Below are 18018 nucleotides of genomic sequence, written 5' to 3' on the forward strand. Positions count from 1 at the left end.
TCTGCTGCTGCAGCGCGGCCGGCCAGTCGATGGCGACGGTCGCGCCGTGCTGATCCGCCACGAGCGGGTACGGCCGGTCGGTCGGCAGTTGCAGGCGCTCGGGCAGCCCCGCCAACGCGTCCTGCCAGTAGTCGAGCTGCGCCGCGATCGGGCTGTCACTGTCGTGCAGATCCCCGAATTGCGCACGCTGCCACAGCGTGTAGTCGACGTACTGCACCGGCAGCTCGGACCACTGCGGTGTCAGTCCGGCGCACCGACTCGCGTAGGCGACGCCCAGATCGCGCGCCAGCGGCGTGATCGACCAGCCGTCGGCCGCGATGTGATGCACGGCGGCGACCAGGATGTGGTCGTCGTCGGCAACCCGGAACAGGCTGGCCCGCAACGGAATCTCGGTGGCGATGTCGAAGGCGTACCGGGCCGCGTCGGCTACGGCAGCGTCCAGCCGGTCCCTGGACCAGCCGGTCGCATCGGTGCTCTCCCAACCGATGTCGGCCCGGGAGGCGGGCAGCACCACCTGCTGCGGCACGCCGTCCGGGGCGACGAACACGGTCCGCAGCGCCTCGTGCCGGGCCACGACATCGACGAGCGCGGCGTGCAGCGCGCCGGCGTCGAGCTCTCCGGTGAGACGCAGCACCGTGGCGAGGTTGTAGGTCGCGGACGGGCCCTGCAGTTGTTCCAGGAACCACAGGCGATTCTGGGCAAAGGACAGCGGGATGACGTCCGGCCGTTCCCCGGGTACCAGCGGCTCGCGCCGCGGCGCGGCCGTCCCGATCCGCGGCGCCAACTCGGCGATCGTCGGCGCCTCGAACACGGTGCGCACCGCCAGGTCCGTGTCCAGTGCGGCGTTGATCGCGGCGGTCAGGCGCATGGCGGCGATGCTGTCGCCACCGAGATCGAAGAACGAATCGTCCACACCGACACGGCTGTGTCCCAACAGATTCGCGAAGATGCCGGCCAGGATTTCCTCGACCGCGGTGGCCGGTGCCCGGTAGTCGCCTGCCACGTAGTCGGGCGCGGGCAGGGCCCGGGTATCCAGCTTGCCGTTGGCGGTCAGCGGCAAGCGGTCCAGCGTCATGATCGCGGCCGGCACCATGTAGCCCGGAAGCCGGTGCGCCAGTTCGGCCCGCGCCGCGGCCGGGTCGACCGCGCCGGTCACGTAGCCGACCAGGCGCCTGTCACCCGGCCGGTCCTCACGGGCGATCACGACGGCCTGCTGCACTCCGTCGACGGCGGCCAAAGCGCTTTGCACGTCACCGAGTTCGATGCGGTAGCCGCGAATCTTGACCTGCTCGTCGGCACGGCCCAGGTACGTCAACTGTCCGTCGGCACCCCAGCGCACCAGGTCGCCGGTGCGGTACATCCGCTCTCCGGGCGCCCCGAACGGGCATGCCACGAAACGCGATGCGCTCAGCCCGGCGCGTCCCAGATAGCCGACACCCACACCGGCACCGGCGACATACAGCTCGCCGACGACCCCGGGCGGCACCGGCTGCAACGAGTCGTCGAGTACGAACAGCGCCGCGCCGCCCACCGGTGAACCGATGGGCACCACAGCGGATTCCGATACCGATTCAGCCGTCAGCGGCGCGCTGATCGCGACGCACATCGTGGTCTCGGTCGGCCCGTAGGCGTTGACCATCAGGCGACCGCCGGTCGCCCAGCGCTGCACCACCTCGGGCGGGCAGGCCTCACCCACCGCGACAAGGGCCGCATCTTCCAGTCCGGCCGGCGACAACACCGCTGCCGCCGTCGGGGTCTGGGTCAAGACCGTGACGCTTTCGCGCACCAGAGTCTGATGCAACTCCGCCGAAGACCGGGCCACGTCGTCACCGATCACCACGACGCGGCCGCCACGGAGCAGCGGCCCGAAGATCTCCCACACCGAGACGTCGAACGCCAGCGAATGCGCGTGGCTCCAGACCCCGGCAGCCGGGAGGCCCGCGTCGACCGGCCCGAGCAGCTGCGTCACATTGGCGTGCGTGAGCCCGACACCCTTGGGTACTCCGGTGGTACCGGAGGTGTAGATCAGGTAGGCCGGCGCATCGGCATTCGGCACCGGCAGCGCTGAATCAGCTTGTCCGGCAGCGTCGGCGACCGAGACCACCGCTCCACTGAAGCCCGACAACAGGTCCGGCTCGGTACTGATCGCCGCCACCGGTGCCGCGTCATCGAGGACGAACGCGATGCGCGCCGACGGCCACGTGACATCGATCGGCAGATAGGCCGCGCCGGCCTTGAGCACACCGAGCATCGCGACAATGGCGTCGGCCGAGCGGGAAAGCAGCAGCGCGACAACCGAACCCGGACCGACGCCGCGGTCGGCCAACAGGTGGGCAACGCGGTTCGACGCCGCATCGAGCTCCGCGTAGGTCAGCTCGGCACCCGCGTCGGTGATCGCGACCGCATCGGGCACGGCACGGACGTGGGTGGCGAACAGCTCGGGGATCGACGGCGGACTCGATGGCCGCGTCAACACGTCCCGGTGGCCGATGGCCGCGATCCGGTCGCGCTCCTGGGGCGTCAGCAGATCCACCGTGGACAGCGTTCGGGCGGGATCGGCTGTCATGGCCGCCAACACACCCTGCATCCGATGCACCAGCGCTTCGACGCTCGCCGCGTCGAAAACGTCGGTGCGGAACTCGACGATGCCGCCGATGCCCGCGGGTTCTCCTGTGGCAGTCCAGCGTTCGGACAACGAGAACGCCAGGTCCATGCGCGCGGCCTGGGTTTCCACCGGCAGCGGCGTGACCGTGAGGTCACCCAGCGCCAGGCCACCCGCGGTATCGATGTGCTGCCAGGGCAGGTTCTGCCAGCCGAGCAGCACCTGCACCAGCGGGTGGTGCGACAGGGAACGTGCCGGGTTCAGGCGCTCGACCAGTACCTCGAAGGGCACGTCCTGATGTTCGTAGGCCGCGAGGCTGCGTGCGCGCACCTGCGCCAAGAGCTCTTCGACGGTCGGGTTTCCGGTGAGGTCGACGCGCAGCACCAGGGTGTTGACGAAGAAGCCCACGAGGTCGTCGAGGGCGGGATCGCGCCGCCCCGCGATCGGAAAGCCGATGGCGACATCGGAACTCGCGCTGAGCTTGGCCAGCATGACGGCGAGCGCTGCTTGCACCACCATGAAGCTGGTCGCGTTGTGCTCACGTGCCACGCGCGCGATCTGCTGCTGCAACTCGGCGGGCCAGTCCACGTCGATGGTCGCGCCCTGGAGATCGGCGACCGCGGGGTACGGCCGGTCGGTCGGCAGGTTGATCCGGTCGGGGATGCCGGCCAAGGCCTCGGTCCAGTAGGTCAGCTGGGCCGCGACCTCGCTGTCGGGTGCGTCGAGTTCGCCGAGTTGCGCACGCTGCCACAAGGTGTAGTCGACGTACTGCACGGCCAACGGCGCCCAGCCCGGCGCTTGCCCGGCACAGCGGCTGACGTACGCCGTGCCGAGATCGGTGACGAGCGGCTGCAGCGACCAGCCGTCCGCGGCGATGTGATGCACGACTGCCACCAGCAGGTGCTCATCGTCGGCGAGGCGGAACAGGCTGGCGCGCACCGGGATTTCGGTGGACAGGTCGAACACGTACTGTGCGGCCGCACGCACCGCATCTGTGCGCTGCTCATCGGTCCAGGCGCCGGCATCGACGACGTCCCAGCCGAGTTCCATCTGGTCGGCGGGCACGACCACCTGCCGGGGCGTGCCACCGGTCGCCGTGAACACCGTGCGCAGGCTCTCGTGCCGGCCGACCACGTCGGCCAGCGCTGCCCGCAACGCGTCGGCATCGAGCCGGCCCTGCAACCGCAGCATCACCGGCATGTTGTAAAGCGCTGACGCACCCTGCAATTGGTCGACGAACCACAACCGGTTCTGGGCGAAGGACAGCGGGATGGTGTCGGGTCGCTCGACAGCCACCAGCGGCGCGCGCCGCGTCGCCCCGTCGCCGATCCGCGCGGCGAGCTGAGCCACGGTGGGTGCCTCGAAGACCGTGCGCACCGGCAGCTCGACATCGAGCGCCGCGTTGATGCCGGCGATCAATCGCATGGTGGACAACGAATCTCCGCCGAGGTCGAAGAACGAATCGTCGACGCCGACCCGCTCGACACCGAGAAGTTCGGCGTAGATGGCTGTCAGGGTTTCCTCGACCGGCCCCGAGGGCGCCCGGTACCGCGCGGCGTCCTGGTAGTCCGGCGCCGGCAGTGCCCGCGTGTCCAGCTTGCCGTTGACGGTGACCGGAAGTGCCGGCACCGCGATGACGGCGGCCGGGACCATGTAGCCCGGCAACCGGTGCGCCAGTGCGGTGCGCGCCTCGGCCGGGTCCGCCGGGCCGACGATGTAGCCGACCAGGCGCTTGTCGCCGGGACGGTCCTCGCGCGCGATCACGGCCGCGTGTTCGACACCCGGCAGCTCGGCCAACGCCGAACGGACATCACCCAATTCGATGCGGTAGCCGCGCACCTTGACCTGCTCGTCGGCGCGCCCGAAGTAGTCGAGCTGCCCGTCGGGGCGCCACGACACCAGGTCGCCGGTGCGGTACATGCGCGTGCCCGGTTCGCCGAACGGGCAGGCCATGAAACGCGTTGCCGTCAGGCCGGACCGGCGCCAGTAGCCGATGCCGACGCCGCGGCCCGCGAGGTACAGCTCACCGACGACGCCCGGCGGCACGGGGCGCAACGACTCGTCGAGGACGAAGAATGCCGCGCCCGCCGTGGGCGAGCCGATCGGCGGCGCCCCGGAGCCCGCGGTCAGCGGCAGGCTCTTGCACAGCCACATGGTCGTCTCGGTCGGACCGTAGACGTTGACCATGGTCCGGCCGGGTGCCCAGCGGTCGACCATCTCGGGCGGGCAGGCCTCGGCGCCGATGACCAGGTCGGCCGCGTCCAGCCCATCGGTGGACAACACCGCTGCCGCGGAAGGGGTTTGGGTGAGGACGGTGACGCGCTCGCGCACCAGCAGGTCGTGGAAGTCATCGGCGGAGCGGGCCACCGCGTCGGGGACCACCACGAGCCGCCCGCCGTGCAGCAGCGCGCCCCAGATCTCCCACACCGAGAAGTCGAACGCGTAGGAGTGGAACTGCGTCCACACCTGTGCATTTCCCGTCGCTTCGCTCGCCCCGGCTGCCGGCGACAACTCGATGCCGATCTCCAGGCCCTGGAACAACTGGACGACGTTGTATTGCGTGACCGCAACGCCTTTGGGCGTCCCGGTGGTGCCCGAGGTGTAGATCAGGTGAGCCACGTCGTCGGGCGCGGGGCCCTGCGGCGGGGTGCTGCGCTGCGTCGCCACCCGCGGATCGGCCACGTCGATCACCGTGACGCCGAATCCGTCGAATCGGTCGGCGAGCTCGGCGGTGGTGACAACCGCGATCGGTGCGGCATCACCGAGCATGAACTCGATGCGCGATGCCGGCAGCGCCGGGTCGAACGGCAGGTATGCCGCGCCGGACTTCTGCACCGCGAGGATCGCCACGATCGCTTCGGCCGAGCGCGGGAACAGCAGGGCGACAATCTGTCCCGGCCCGGCGCCCTGCGCGGTCAGCAGGTTCGCCAGCCGGTTCGACGCCGCGTCGAGTTCCCGGTAGGTCAGGGACCGGTCGCCACACACCACCGCGACCGCATCGGGGGTGCGGGCGGCCTGGGCGGCGAACACCTCGGGCACCGTCGTCACCACTGCCGGCTGACCCAGCACGGCGCGGTTGCCCCAGCGGTCCAGCCGGGCCTGCTCGACGTCGTCGAGGAGGTTCACCGACGACAGCCGCTGCTCCGGATCGGCGCTGAACGCCGACACCATTCGCTCGAATCGGCCGACCAGCGCCTGGATGCTCTCCGCGTCGAAGATGTCCGTGCGGAACTCCACCATCACGTCGAGCCCGTCGGGTTCGCCGTCACCGTCCCAGCGCTCGCCCAGGGAGAACGCCAGATCCATCCGGGCGGTCTGGGTATCGACCGTCAGCGGCGTCACCTGCAGGTCGCCGAGGGCCAGCCCGGCCGCATCGCCGGCCTGCCAGGAGAAGTTCTGCCAGCCCAGCAGCACCTGGACCACCGGGTGATGGGTGAGGCTGCGGGTGGGATTCAGCCGCTCGACGAGCATCTCGAACGGCACGTCCTGGTGCTCGTACGCCGCCAGGCTCCGTCGGCGGACCTGCGCGAGGAGGTCGACGAACGTGGGGTCGCCGCCCGGGAACTCGCCCAGGTCGACGCGCAGCACCAGGGTGTTGACGAAGAAGCCGACCAGATCATCGAGTGCGGCGTCACGCCGGCCCGCGATCGGAAAGCCCACCGCCACATCGGAAGTCGAGCTGATGCGTGCCAGCAGTGCCGCGAAGGCCGCCTGGATCACCATGAAGCTGGTCGCGTTGTGCTCCCGGGCGACGCGGCGGATCTGCTGCTGCAGCGCTACCGGCCACTGCACGGTGACCCGGGCGCCGTGGTGGTCGGCCGTCGGCGGATAGGGGCGGTCGGTGGGCAGGTCGAGACGCTCCGGCAGGCCGGCCAGGGTGTCCTGCCAGAAGTCGAGCTGGGCGGCGATGGGACCGTCGGCATCGTCGAGTTCGCCGAATTGTGCACGCTGCCACAGCGTGTAGTCGACGTACTGCACCGGCAGCGGCGACCAGTCGGGAGACCGTCCCGCGCACCGGCTGGCATAGGCCAGTCCGAGATCGCGCACCAGCGGCGTGACCGACGAGCCGTCGGCCGCGATGTGGTGCACCACGACGACCAGGATGTGATTGTCGTCGGTGATGCGGAAGAGCTTGGCGTGGAACGGGATCTGCGCCGACAGGTCGAAGGTGTGCCGGGCTGCCGCGCCCACCGCGTCGTCGACCCGATGTGCCGGCCAGCCGCCGGCGTCGATGGTCTCCCACCCGATGTCGGCCTGGTCCGCGGGGATGATCACCTGCTGGGGTGCGCCCTCCGGCGCCACGAACAACGTCCGCAGGCTTTCATGGCGGGCCACCACGTCGGCCAACGCGCGGCCGAGTGCGTCGGTGTCGAGGCGGCCGCGCAGCCGCAGCGCCACGGCCAGGTTGTAGATGGCCGACGGTCCCTGCAACTGGTCGAAGAACCACAAGCGGTTCTGCGCGAACGACAGCGGAAGTACCTCGGGCCGGTCGCCGGCTTCCAGCGGAGCCAGGCGCGTGGCGTCGCCACCGATGCGCGGGGCCAGCTGCGCCACGGTGGGTGCCTCGAACAGGGCGCGCACCGAAAGGTCCACGGCCAGGCTCGAATTGACCGCGCCGATCAGCCGCATCGCGGACAGCGAGTCGCCGCCCAGGTCGAAGAACGAATCGTCCACCCCGACGCGCTGCACACCCAGCACCTGGGCGTAGATGTCCGCGAGGATCTCTTCCACCACACCGGCCGGGGCCCGGTAGCCGTCGGTGTCGGTGTACTCGGGCGCCGGCAGCGCCTTGCGGTCGAGCTTGCCCGATGTGGTCAACGGCATCTCGTCGAGCACCACGATGTGCTGCGGCACCATGTAATCGGGCAGCCACGCGCTCAGGCGGTTCCGGACGGCGCCGATCTTCGTGCTGCTGTGCGGTTCGTTGGCGTGCACGCCGGTGTGCGCGAGCGGCCGGTACAGGTCGGTCAGCGGGCTGTCACCCGGACTGACGAAGACGGCGTCGACGCTGCCCGGTGCGGCACCCCAGGTGACGGCGACCTGATATCCCGCCTGTTCGCCGACGCGGTGCAGTTCTTCCGTTGTGGCCTCGGGGATTTCGGTGTCCGCGGGGATCCCAGCGAGCTCCTGTTCCAGCCGGACGTCGATGCGCACGCCCGCGCGGGGGATGTCGGTGATGCGGATGGCCTCGGGCCGCAGGTCGGCCAGCCGGTGCTGCAGGCCGGCCAGGTCGGCGCAGTCGTCCCACGTCCAGGTCGGGATGTCGGCCACCGACCGGCCGGACGCGGGCGCCTTGTGGATGGTGACGTCGTACCGGTAGCGGTTGAGTTCGTTGTCCGCGGTACCGCGCTTGATCCGAATGGCCAGTCCGACAGCGGATTCCCGCCGCGCGGCCCAGGTCGTGAAGTACTCGGGCGCCAGGAGCAGCTCGGCCTCACCGAGCACGGCATGCTCGACACGCTGCCGGAGCACGGCGGCATCGGTGCCGGCGTTCTCGCTGCGGGCCAGCACGATGGCGGTCTGGAAAGTGTGCTGCAGACTGTGATTACGGATGTCGCCGAGGAACAGGGTGCCGCCGGGCGCCAGCAGCTCGACGGCCTTGTCGATGACCTCGGTCAGGTATGCCGCATTGGGGAAGTACTGGACCACCGAGTTCACGATGATGGTGTCGAAATGGCCGCGGGGCAGCCCATCGGTGACGTGCGCCGGTCGTGCCATGAACTCGACGCGGTCACGCCACGGAATGTCCAACTCGCGCAACGACCGCGCCAGCTTGTCCACCGCCGCCGATGACACGTCGGTCGCGACGTACTGCTCGCAGTGCGGTGCGATCTGGGACAGGATCAGGCCGGAACCGGCACCGATCTCGAGGACGCGCCGCGGCCGCAGCTCCATGATCCGGTCGATCGTGGCGGCCCGCCACTGCTCCATCTCGGCCAGCGGAATCGGCTCGCCGGTGTAGCTGCTGTTCCAGCCCCGGAAGTCCGAACCGAACTCGGGCGCTTCACCTTCCGCGTCGTCGGCGGCGTAAAGCTCGTCGTAGATGTCCTGCCACTCCCCGACGATCTCCGCGTCGTGTTCGGTGTCGCGGGTGCCGTCGGTGGCATGTTCGAACGTGATGTAGCCGACGAGTTGGGCGCCGCCGGTGCCGTGGTGCACGGTGGCGGCCGCCTGGCTGACCTGCGGGCAGGCCAGCAGCGCGCTCTCGATCTCACCGAGTTCGATGCGCTGGCCGCGCAGCTTGATCTGGGTGTCGGCCCGGCCCAGGTAGTCCAGCGTGCCGTCGGCGTTCCAGCGCGCCAGGTCGCCGGTCCGGTACATCCGGCTGCCGGAATCATCTTGACGGCCATGCGGATTGGCGACGAACCGCTCGGCGGTCAGCGTCGGACGGCCCACATAGCCGAGCGCGACGGCGGGGCCGGCCAGGTACAGCTCACCCGTCACGCCCGGCGGTACGGGGTTGAGCTGCGCGTCGAGCACCAGGGTCCGGGTACCCGCGATGGGCGTCCCGATGTTCACCGGCCGCCCCGGCGTCAGCGGCGTGCCGGTGGCCCAGATGGTGGATTCGCTGGGTCCGTACGCGTTGAACATGCGGCGCCCGGGTGCCCACGCCTGCACCAGTTCTTCGGGGCAGGCCTCACCGCCGGTGATCAGTGTGGTCAGTCCGTCGAGCCGCGCCCGATCCAGCGATGCCACCACCGTCGGGGTCAGCAGCGTCGCGCTGACCCGGTGTTGTTGCATCAGGTCGACGAGCGCCTCACCGGCGTACACGTCCCGCGGCGCCACCACCAACGCGGCGGCCGCGCCGGTCGCCATCAGCATCTCGAACAGCGACGCGTCGAAGGTCGGGGCGGCGACCATCAGCACGCGCGCGTCGGCCGTCAGGCGGTACGAGTCGTGTTGTGCCGCAGCGGCACCCAGCAGACCGGCATGGCTGACCGCGACGCCCTTGGGCTCGCCCGTCGAGCCCGACGTGAAGATGACGTAGGCGGTGTTGTCGACCGTCAGCGGCGCCGAGCGCTCGGCGTCGGTGACCGGTTCGGCGCTGTGGTCCGACAAGTCGGTATCCGCCCGGAGTACCGGACGTGATCCCGCGCCACCGATCTGGTCGGTGTCCCGGGTGAGTACGCACGTGGCGGCAACCGAATCCAGCACCGTGGCAATGCGTTCGACGGGATGGGTGCGGTCCACCGGCACGTACACGCCGCCGGCCTTGAGCACCGCCCACCATGCCACCACCAGTTCGGCGCACCGGTCCATCGCGACACCCACGGCGCGTTCGGGACCGACGCCGCCCGCGATCAGCAGGCGCGCCAATCGATTCGAGGCTTCGTCGAGCTCGCGATACGTCAGACTGTGGGCTCCGTCGATGACGGCGACTGCATCCGGATCGGCCGCGACGGCCGCGGCCAGGAGCTCGGGCCCGAGGCCGATCGGTGCCCGTACGCCGGCACCCGACCAGCGCCGCAACTCGTCCTGCTCGGCCGCGTCGAGGAGGTTGATGGACAACAGCTTTCGCGCCGGGTCCGCGGTCATCGCCACCAGCAGCCGGCTGAGCCTGCCGATCAGCGCATCGATACCGGCGGCGCTGAACACCTCGGTGTCGTATTCGATGTGCAGCCCGAGTTCATCGCCCGGGAACGCCTCGACGGTCAGCGGGTAGTGGTTGAACTCGCGGTTCGCGAACTCGGCGATGGCGAGGTCGTCGACCCCGACAGACATGCCGGCCTCGACCGGGTAGTTCTCGTACACGAACAGCGTGTCGAACAGCTGGTCGTGGCCGGCGACGCGGTGAATCTCGCCCAGCGCCAGGTGCTGGTGGTCGAGGGTGTCGTTGTGCGCGGTCTGCAGCTGGTCGAGCAGGCCGGTGACGGTGGTGCCCGCGGTTAGGTTGGCGCGCACCGGCACAGTGTTGATCAGCAGGCCCACCATCGATTCGGTGTCGCCCACATCGAGCTGGCCGAGCCGCGACCGCGCGGTTCCGAACGCCACGTCGTGCTTGCCGGTCAAGGACGTCAGCAGCACGGCCCACGCACCTTGCAGCACGGTGCTGACGGTGGTCTGGCAGGAGCGCGCCAGCTCGCCGAGGGCGCGCGTGGTCTCCGCCGGAACCTGGAACGACGCAAAGCCGCGCTGGCCGCGACCCAGGCGGTCCTGAAGCCGGTCCTGCGGGCCCACCAGCGTCGGTGTCTCGAAGCCCGCGAGCACCGCACCCCACGCCGCGCGCGCCGCATCGAGATCGCGGTCGGCGAGCCAGGTGATGAACTTCCGGTACGACGCCGCGGGCGGCAACCGGTGCCCGGCGTAACCGGCGAAGATTTCCCGCAACAGGATCGGCAGCGACCAGCCGTCGAGCACGATGTGGTGATTGGTCAGCACGAACCGGTGCCGGTCCGGAGCGATGCGGATCAGCAGCGCCCGGAACGGCGGCTCACCGGCGAGGTCGCCGACCGCGATACGTTCGGCGGCGCACAGCCGCTGAATCTCGTCTTCGTCGAGCACGCCCGTCGCGCCGAAATCGACGAATCGCCAGGCGATTTCGGGCTCGGCCAGGATCACCTGCACCGGATCGTCGAACTGCTGGCAGAAGGTGGCCGCCAGGTGGGGATGCCGGTTGACGGTGCGTTGCACGGCGTCGCGGAGCCGCTGCGGGTCCAGCGCGCCGGTCAGTGTGAAGTCCAGCTGCACCGAGTACATCTCGGCCGCGACGTCCGCCCGCTCGTGCGCGGTGCTGCTGTGGAACAGCAGACCCTGCTGCAACGGCGTCAGCGGCAGGATGTCGGCGACCCGGTATTGCTGCTGCAGCTGGTCGATCTGCTGCTGCCCCAGGTGCGCCGGCGCGATGTCCGACGGCGTCAGGCCGCCGCCACCCGCCCGGACGTGTGCGCAGATGCCGGCCAGCGCCTCGAACCACAACCGGCTCAACCGGTTCAGCTGAGCGTCGTCGAGAACCGAGGTCGCCCAGGTCCAGTCGGCCTGCAGTTGCGGTCCGGCGTCGGTGTCGACGGTGCCGGCGTTGAGTTCCACGGTGTGGAACAGCGGCAGCGGGGCCGCGGCGCCGGCCAGGGACAGTTCGTCGCGTCCGAGACGCCACAGTTCTTCGACACCGGCGATCTGCGGAAAGCCGAGGCGCCCAAGGTAGTTGAACCCGATGCTCGGCTCCGCGCCATCGAGATCGATGTCGTCGTCGAGGTAGCGCAGCAGCCCGTAGGTCAGGCCCGCGGGCTGTGCACGCAGCTGTTCCTTGGCCGCCTTGACAACTGCGCCGAGCGCCTCGTCGCCCGAGGTGATCTGGGACCAGGACAGCTGGCGCATCGCCAGCGAGACCGGGTATTTGGCGGTGAACCAGCCGACGGTCCGCGACAGGTCGACAGCGTCGGCGATGTCTTCGTCACGCCCGTGGCCTTCGACGTCGATGCCGACGGGCGACCCACCGGTGCCCAGGAATTCGGTGACCGCGAGGGCGAAACCGATCAGCAGGATGTCCTGCACGCCGGCGTGGAATGCCGCCGGCACCTCGCCGAGGAGGGCCCTGGTGTGCTCGGCGTCGAGCGTCACCGACAGCCGGCCCGCGGTGGCGTAGGTGTCCACATCGGGGTCCGCGGCCGGCAGCGCCGCCGGTACCGAGGCCGCCCGTTGCCAGGCCACCGCCTGCGCCCGCACGTCCGGATGGTGCGCGTACTCGCTGAGCAGCGTGGCCCACCGCTGGAACGACGTGCCTGTCGTCGTCAGCTCCACCGGCTGGCCGGCGCGATGCTGCGCCCACGCAATGTTGATGTCTTCCAGCAGGATTCGCCACGACACCCCGTCAACCGCGAGGTGATGGACGATCAGGACCAGCTGCCGGCCGGGGCCGACCCACAACGCGCTGACCATCACTCCGGCACCCGGGTTCAGCCGTCGCCGCGCCGCGGCCACGGCGGCCTCTGACAGCTCGCCGACCTCGACGACGCAGTCGCGGGCATCGACAGAGCCGGCCTCGGGTACCGACAGTTGCCCGTCGGCGCCGACCCGCAGCCGCAGCATGGCGTGCCGATTCATCAAGGCCTGCAACAACATCACCGCGTCGTCCCCGGTGGCGCCGTGCGGCGCCTGCAACACCAGGGTCTGGTTGAACTCGTCGACCGGTCCTTCGATCCCGGCGAACCACCGGATGATCGGGGTGGCCGGCACCGATCCGATGCCCTCGTCGACGACATCGTCCGCGTCGTCGGTCACGGTCACCGTCTGCGCGAGGCGCGCCACCGTCTGTTCGACGAACACGTCACGCGGGCGGCATGCCAGGCCGGCGGCCCGGGCGCGCGCCGCCACCTGCATCGCGAGAATGCTGTCGCCGCCCAGCTCGAAGAACGAGTCGTCGACGCTGACGGCCGCCGGCTCCAGGCCGAGGATCTCGGCATAGATGGCGGCCAGAATCTCTTCGACCGGGCTGTCCGGCGCGCGGTAGTCGTCGCCCGTGTACTCCGGGGCGGGCAGGCCACGGGTGTCGAGCTTGCCGCTGGTGGTGAGCGGCAGCTCGGTCAGCGCCACGACCGCGGCCGGAACCAGGTACGCCGGCAGGCGCTCGACGAGGGCGGCCCGCACCTCGACCGGATCGACGGCGCCGGTGACGTAACCGACGAGGCGCTTGTCGCCGGGACGGTCTTCCCGGACGATCACCGCCGCCTGCACGACGCCGTCGACTGCGGCCAAAGCTGTTTGGACTTCACCCAATTCGATGCGGTAGCCACGGATCTTGACCTGGGCGTCGGCGCGCCCGACGTACCGCAGTTGTCCGTCCTCGCCCCAGTACACCAGGTCTCCCGTGCGGTACATCCGTTCGCCGGGCCTGCCGAACGGGCATGGCACGAAACGTGATCCGGTCACGGCGGTCCGGTGCAGATACCCGACACCCACCCCGGCACCGGCCACATACAGTTCGCCGACCACGCCGGGCTGCACCGGCCGCATCCAGCCGTCCAGCACGAACAATGCCGTGCCGCGCGGTGGCGCGCCGATCGGCGCCGCGCCGGCGTCGGCCGCCAGCGGCGCGCTGATCGCGGCGTAGATCGTGGTCTCGGTCGGACCGTAGCCGTTGACCATCGTGCGGCCCGGCGCCCACTGTTCGACCACCTCGGCCGGGCACGCCTCGCCGCCCATCACCAGCGCGCAGGACTCCAGCCCTGCCATGTCCAACATCCCGATGGCAGAGGGCGTTTGGGTGAGAACGGTGACTTTTTCGGCGATCAGGAAGTCATGGAACTCGGCCGGATCGGCGGACACCGACTCGGGCACCACCACCAGCCGACCGCCGCGCAGCAGCGCCGAGAAAATCTCCCACACCGAGAAATCGAAGGCGTACGAATGCCAATGCGACCAGGCCTGCTCGGACGGCAGGCCGGCATCCTGCGAAGCAATCAGCTGCGTCAGGTTCTGATGGGCGATCGCAACGCCTTTCGGCGTCCCGGTCGTGCCCGAGGTGTAGATGACGTAGGCGACATCGTCGGGCTCCGGGCCGGCTGCGGCCGGCCAGTCGTCGGGCCCGTCGGACAGCTCCCGCACATCGATGACGACGCCGTCGAAGCCGTCGAACCGGTCAGCCAGGGCCGTGGTGGTGACGGCCGCGAACGGTGCGGAATCGTCGAACATGAAGGCGATTCGGGACGCCGGCAGTGCCGGGTCGATAGGCAGGTACGCCGCGCCGGTCTTGAGCACGCCCAGGATGGTCACGATGGCCTCGGCGGAACGCGGCAGCATCACCGCGACTCGGCGCCCCGGACCCGCGCCGCGGTCGGCGAGAAGCTGAGCCATGCGGTTCGACGCGCGGTCCAGCTCCCGGTAGGTCAGGGGCCGACCATCACCGCTAAGCGCAACGGCCTCCGGCACGCGAGCCACCTGAGCCTCGAAAAGTGCCGGGATCGACAGCGGCACTGTCGTTTCGGCGGCAAGCGTCGCCCAGTTTCCGAGCTCCGCCAGCCGGTCCTCGACCGGTGCACCGAGTACCGGCAACGCCGACAGACGCTGCGCCGGGTCCGCCGTCATGGCGGTCAGGACGCGGTGCAGCTGGTCCGCCAGTTCCACGACGTCGAGCTGCCGGGTACCGAACGTCGTGACGGAGAGTTCGTCGCCCGTACCCGAGAACGCCAGTCCGGAGCCGCGTCCGAGCCCGGAGATCAGCTGAGCTGCCGCGGTGGCCTCGCCCAGCGGCACGGTGAATCCCGACGGCAGGAAGTCCACCACGATCCGGTCCGCACCCGGCCCGTGAATCTTGCGCTCCAGGGCCTGCACGGGAAATCGCTGATGGCGCACCGCTTCTCGGGTTCGGGTGTGCACATGCGCGCAGAATTCGGCGACCGTGGCGTCGGGGGAAACCTGCAGCACCAGCGGGACCACCCCGGCGACCATGCCGGGCAACGTCTTCGACACCTGCAGCACGCGCCGCGTCACCGGCAGGTCGAGCACGACCTCGTGGCCCTCGGCCGCCCGGCCACGCAGGACCAGTGCGCACGCCGCGATGAGCACCGTGGACCGGCGCACGTCCCAGTCCGCACACAGTCGTTCGACCTGGGACAGCAGCGCGGGGGCGAGCGGGATCGGCTCTGACGAGCCGTCGGCGCCCGCGACGTCATCAGGCGGTAGTTCGCGCGTCGGCTCTGCGGGCAGGTTGGCCGCCCAGTACGCCTCGTCCTCGGCGTAGTCCGGGGAGGCCTCGTACGCTTCCTCCGACTCCAGCAGGTCCCGCAGCGAACTGAAGTAGGAGGGCTGAATCGCCACTCCCGCAACGGATTCCGAGTAGACCGCGGCGATGCGCTGCAGGACCAGCGCCAGTCCGATGCCGTCGGCGACGATGTGGTGGCAGCAGGCGAAGAAGAAGGACTGGTCGGCGCCGGCCCGGAAGTAGGCGAAGCGCAGCAGTGGGCCGTCGAGCGGCATGGGGGTGCGCTGCAGCGCCGAGGCCGTCGCGCGCGCCTCGGCCATCGGCTGGTCGGCGTGGGTCAGATCGTGAAAGGCCACCTCAATGTCGGCGACGTCGAGCAACCGCTGCCGCACCTGCCCATCGGATTCCGAGAACGTCGCCCGCACCGGGTCGGCCTCGCCCACGACGTGGCGGATCGATTGCTCGAAGATCTCGAAATCAACCGGCCCGTCAATTTTTACGAAGATGCCGAGCTGCCACTCCGCAGCCGATTGACCGGTTTCCTGCGCGAGCCAGATGTCCAACTGCCCACGCGTGACAGGCAACGACGAATCGCCGAGATCCATCCCAAACACTGAAATGACGAACTACCCCTGAACTAACGAAGGCTCAGCGCGGCTGCCCAACCGACAGTCGGTCACGCAAGCTCTTGGGCCGGATATCGGTCCATTCCCGTTCGATGTACTCCAGGCACGAGGCACGGTCGGCTTCGCCGTGCACCACTCGCCAACCCTCGGGAACGTCCGCGAACGTGGGCCACAGGCTGTGCTGCTCCTCGTCGTTGACCAACACAAAAAAGGTGCCATTGTCGTCATCGAACGGGTTGGTGCTCATGGTGCTCCCCAAAAGAATTGACGCTCAAGATAATTGGGGCTTCCGATCCTCCGGTTGGCCCGTGCGCGAATGCTACATGCCCACACTGAGTTCCCACACACGTGTTTGCCAACGGGCCGCAGCCGCGCGATCGACGCGAAATCCCCAAGGAAACAACAACTTTGGCGCAATTCTTTGCCGGATGCCGATACCGGTACGGACTTCCCAGTACACGCCCCTCACCCGCCGCGTCAGCTCGTTAGCCAAATCTGCGGAAACGGTAATTTGGCAGGGAAAATGGGTGACGGGGCCAGACCGAATGCGGTTTCGGCGGGGAGCGAGTTGAACCGGGGCGGATGAGCTTGCCGGGCCGGGCGTCAGACAACCGCGGCCGAGCCGCGCGTCAGACCATCGCGCGGCGGCCGGCCAGGGCCCGGCCCAGCGTCAGCTCGTCGGCGAACTCGAGGTCGCCACCCATCGGCAGACCCGACGCGATGCGCGTCACCGTCAGCCCCGGAATGTCGCGCAGCATGCGGACCAGGTACGTCGCCGTGGCCTCGCCCTCGGTGTTGGGGTCGGTCGCGATGATCACCTCGACGATGTCCACGCCGTCGACCCGCTGCCCAATCCTGTTGAGCAGCTCGCGAATTCGCAGCTGTTCCGGCCCGACGCCGGACAGCGGATCCAGTGCGCCGCCCAGGACGTGGTAGCGCCCGCGGAATTCGCGGGTGCGCTCCACCGCCTGGACGTCCTTGGGCTCCTCGACGACACACACCAGGGAGCCGTCGCGGCGCGGATCGCTGCAGATGCGGCACCGGTCGTCGTCGGACACGTTGCCGCACACCGCACAGAACTTGACGCCGTCACGCACCCGGTTCAGCACCGCGGTCAGCCGGTCGATGTCCGGCGGCTCCACCGACAGCAGGTGGAACGCGATGCGCTGGGCACTCTTCGGCCCGATCCCCGGCAGCTTGCCGAGTTCGTCGATCAAATCCTGTACGGGTCCTTCAAACACATCAGAACCCGGGCAGGCCCATGCCCTGCATGCCGCCGGCCAGCGGGCCGAGGCGCTGCTGCGCCATCAGCGTCACCTGCTCGGAGGCGTCGCCCAGGGCACCCACGATGAGGTCCTGCAGCGTCTCGATGTCGTCGGGATCGACGACCTTCGGGTCGATGGTGAGCGCGGTGATCTCACCGCTGCCCATCATGGTGACCTTGACCAGACCGCCACCGGCCTGACCGGTCACCGACGAGGTGGCCAGGGACTCCTGCGCCGCCATGAGCTGCTGCTGCATCTGCTGCGCCTGAGCGAGCAGCGCGGACATATCGGGCTGGCCACCGGGTTGCATGACGGTCCCCTCGAGTTTCGATGATCGGGTGTGCGCGCCAGCCTAGTCGCCCGACGGATCACCGGGCGACCGACTGGCCGCGAAAAGAATCTCCGTGCGCCGAAGAGCTAGCCTTCGACAACCTTCTTCAGGTTGCCGAGCACCTCGTCCTGGATCTTGCGCAGGCCCAGCGGGGCGAAGGTCTTCTCGAAGAAGCCGCCGATACCGCCGGCACCCTGCCACGCCGTCTTGACGGTGACGGTCGAGCCGGTGCCCGCCGGGGCGACGGTCCACGTGGTCACCATCGACGAGTTGGCGTCCTTCTCGATGACGCTCTTGCCTGCGACGTCGACGGTGGCCTTGACCTCACGCGAGCGCTTCTTGGTGGCCTGCAGCTTCCAGGTGGCGACGGTGCCGGCGCCCTGTCCGCCTTCGAGCACCTGGTAGCCGCTGTAGTTCGACGAGAGGATCTTCGGGCGCACCGTCTGGTAGTCGGCGACTGCTGCCAGCACCTTCTCCGGTTCGGCGAGAATCAACACGGTGCTGGACGCACTGACCTGTCCCATCAGGTAAAACTCCTGTTCATACGGCTTCCCTTG

Annotated in this window: 5 protein-coding genes (1 of these 5 cut by a window edge); all 5 read right to left on the reverse strand. The window is 69.5% G+C overall.

All coding sequences use genetic code 11. From position 1 onward, the window contains the following. Positions 1-15844: the 5' portion of a non-ribosomal peptide synthase/polyketide synthase gene (locus tag ACZ5IQ_RS26915; RefSeq protein ID WP_464480517.1), read on the reverse strand. 15083 nt of this gene lie to the left of the window's left edge; the window shows 15844 of its 30927 coding nt (coding positions 1-15844); the start codon lies at positions 15842-15844; its stop codon lies beyond the left edge, outside the window. A gap of 43 nt (positions 15845-15887) precedes the next feature. Then, entirely contained in the window at positions 15888-16112 is a 225-nt protein-coding gene (locus ACZ5IQ_RS26920; RefSeq protein ID WP_318983915.1) for an MbtH family protein, read from the reverse strand. A 382-nt stretch (positions 16113-16494) separates the two neighbouring features. Then, positions 16495-17106 carry a recombination mediator RecR gene (gene recR, locus ACZ5IQ_RS26925; protein ID WP_029105128.1) on the reverse strand — a complete coding sequence of 204 codons (612 nt, stop codon included), beginning with the start codon at positions 17104-17106 and terminating at the stop codon, positions 16495-16497. A 1-nt stretch (position 17107) separates the two neighbouring features. Beyond that, the gene (locus ACZ5IQ_RS26930; protein ID WP_029105129.1) at positions 17108-17440 is read right to left on the reverse strand and encodes a YbaB/EbfC family nucleoid-associated protein; all 333 of its coding nucleotides are present in this window, start codon (positions 17438-17440) and stop codon (positions 17108-17110) included. Between the two features lie 107 nt (positions 17441-17547). Next, positions 17548-17985 carry an SRPBCC family protein gene (locus ACZ5IQ_RS26935; RefSeq protein WP_020101051.1) on the reverse strand — a complete coding sequence of 146 codons (438 nt, stop codon included), beginning with the start codon at positions 17983-17985 and terminating at the stop codon, positions 17548-17550. Positions 17986-18018 lie beyond the last annotated feature (33 nt).

The sequence above is a fragment of the Mycobacterium toneyamaense genome (genome assembly GCF_055384815.1).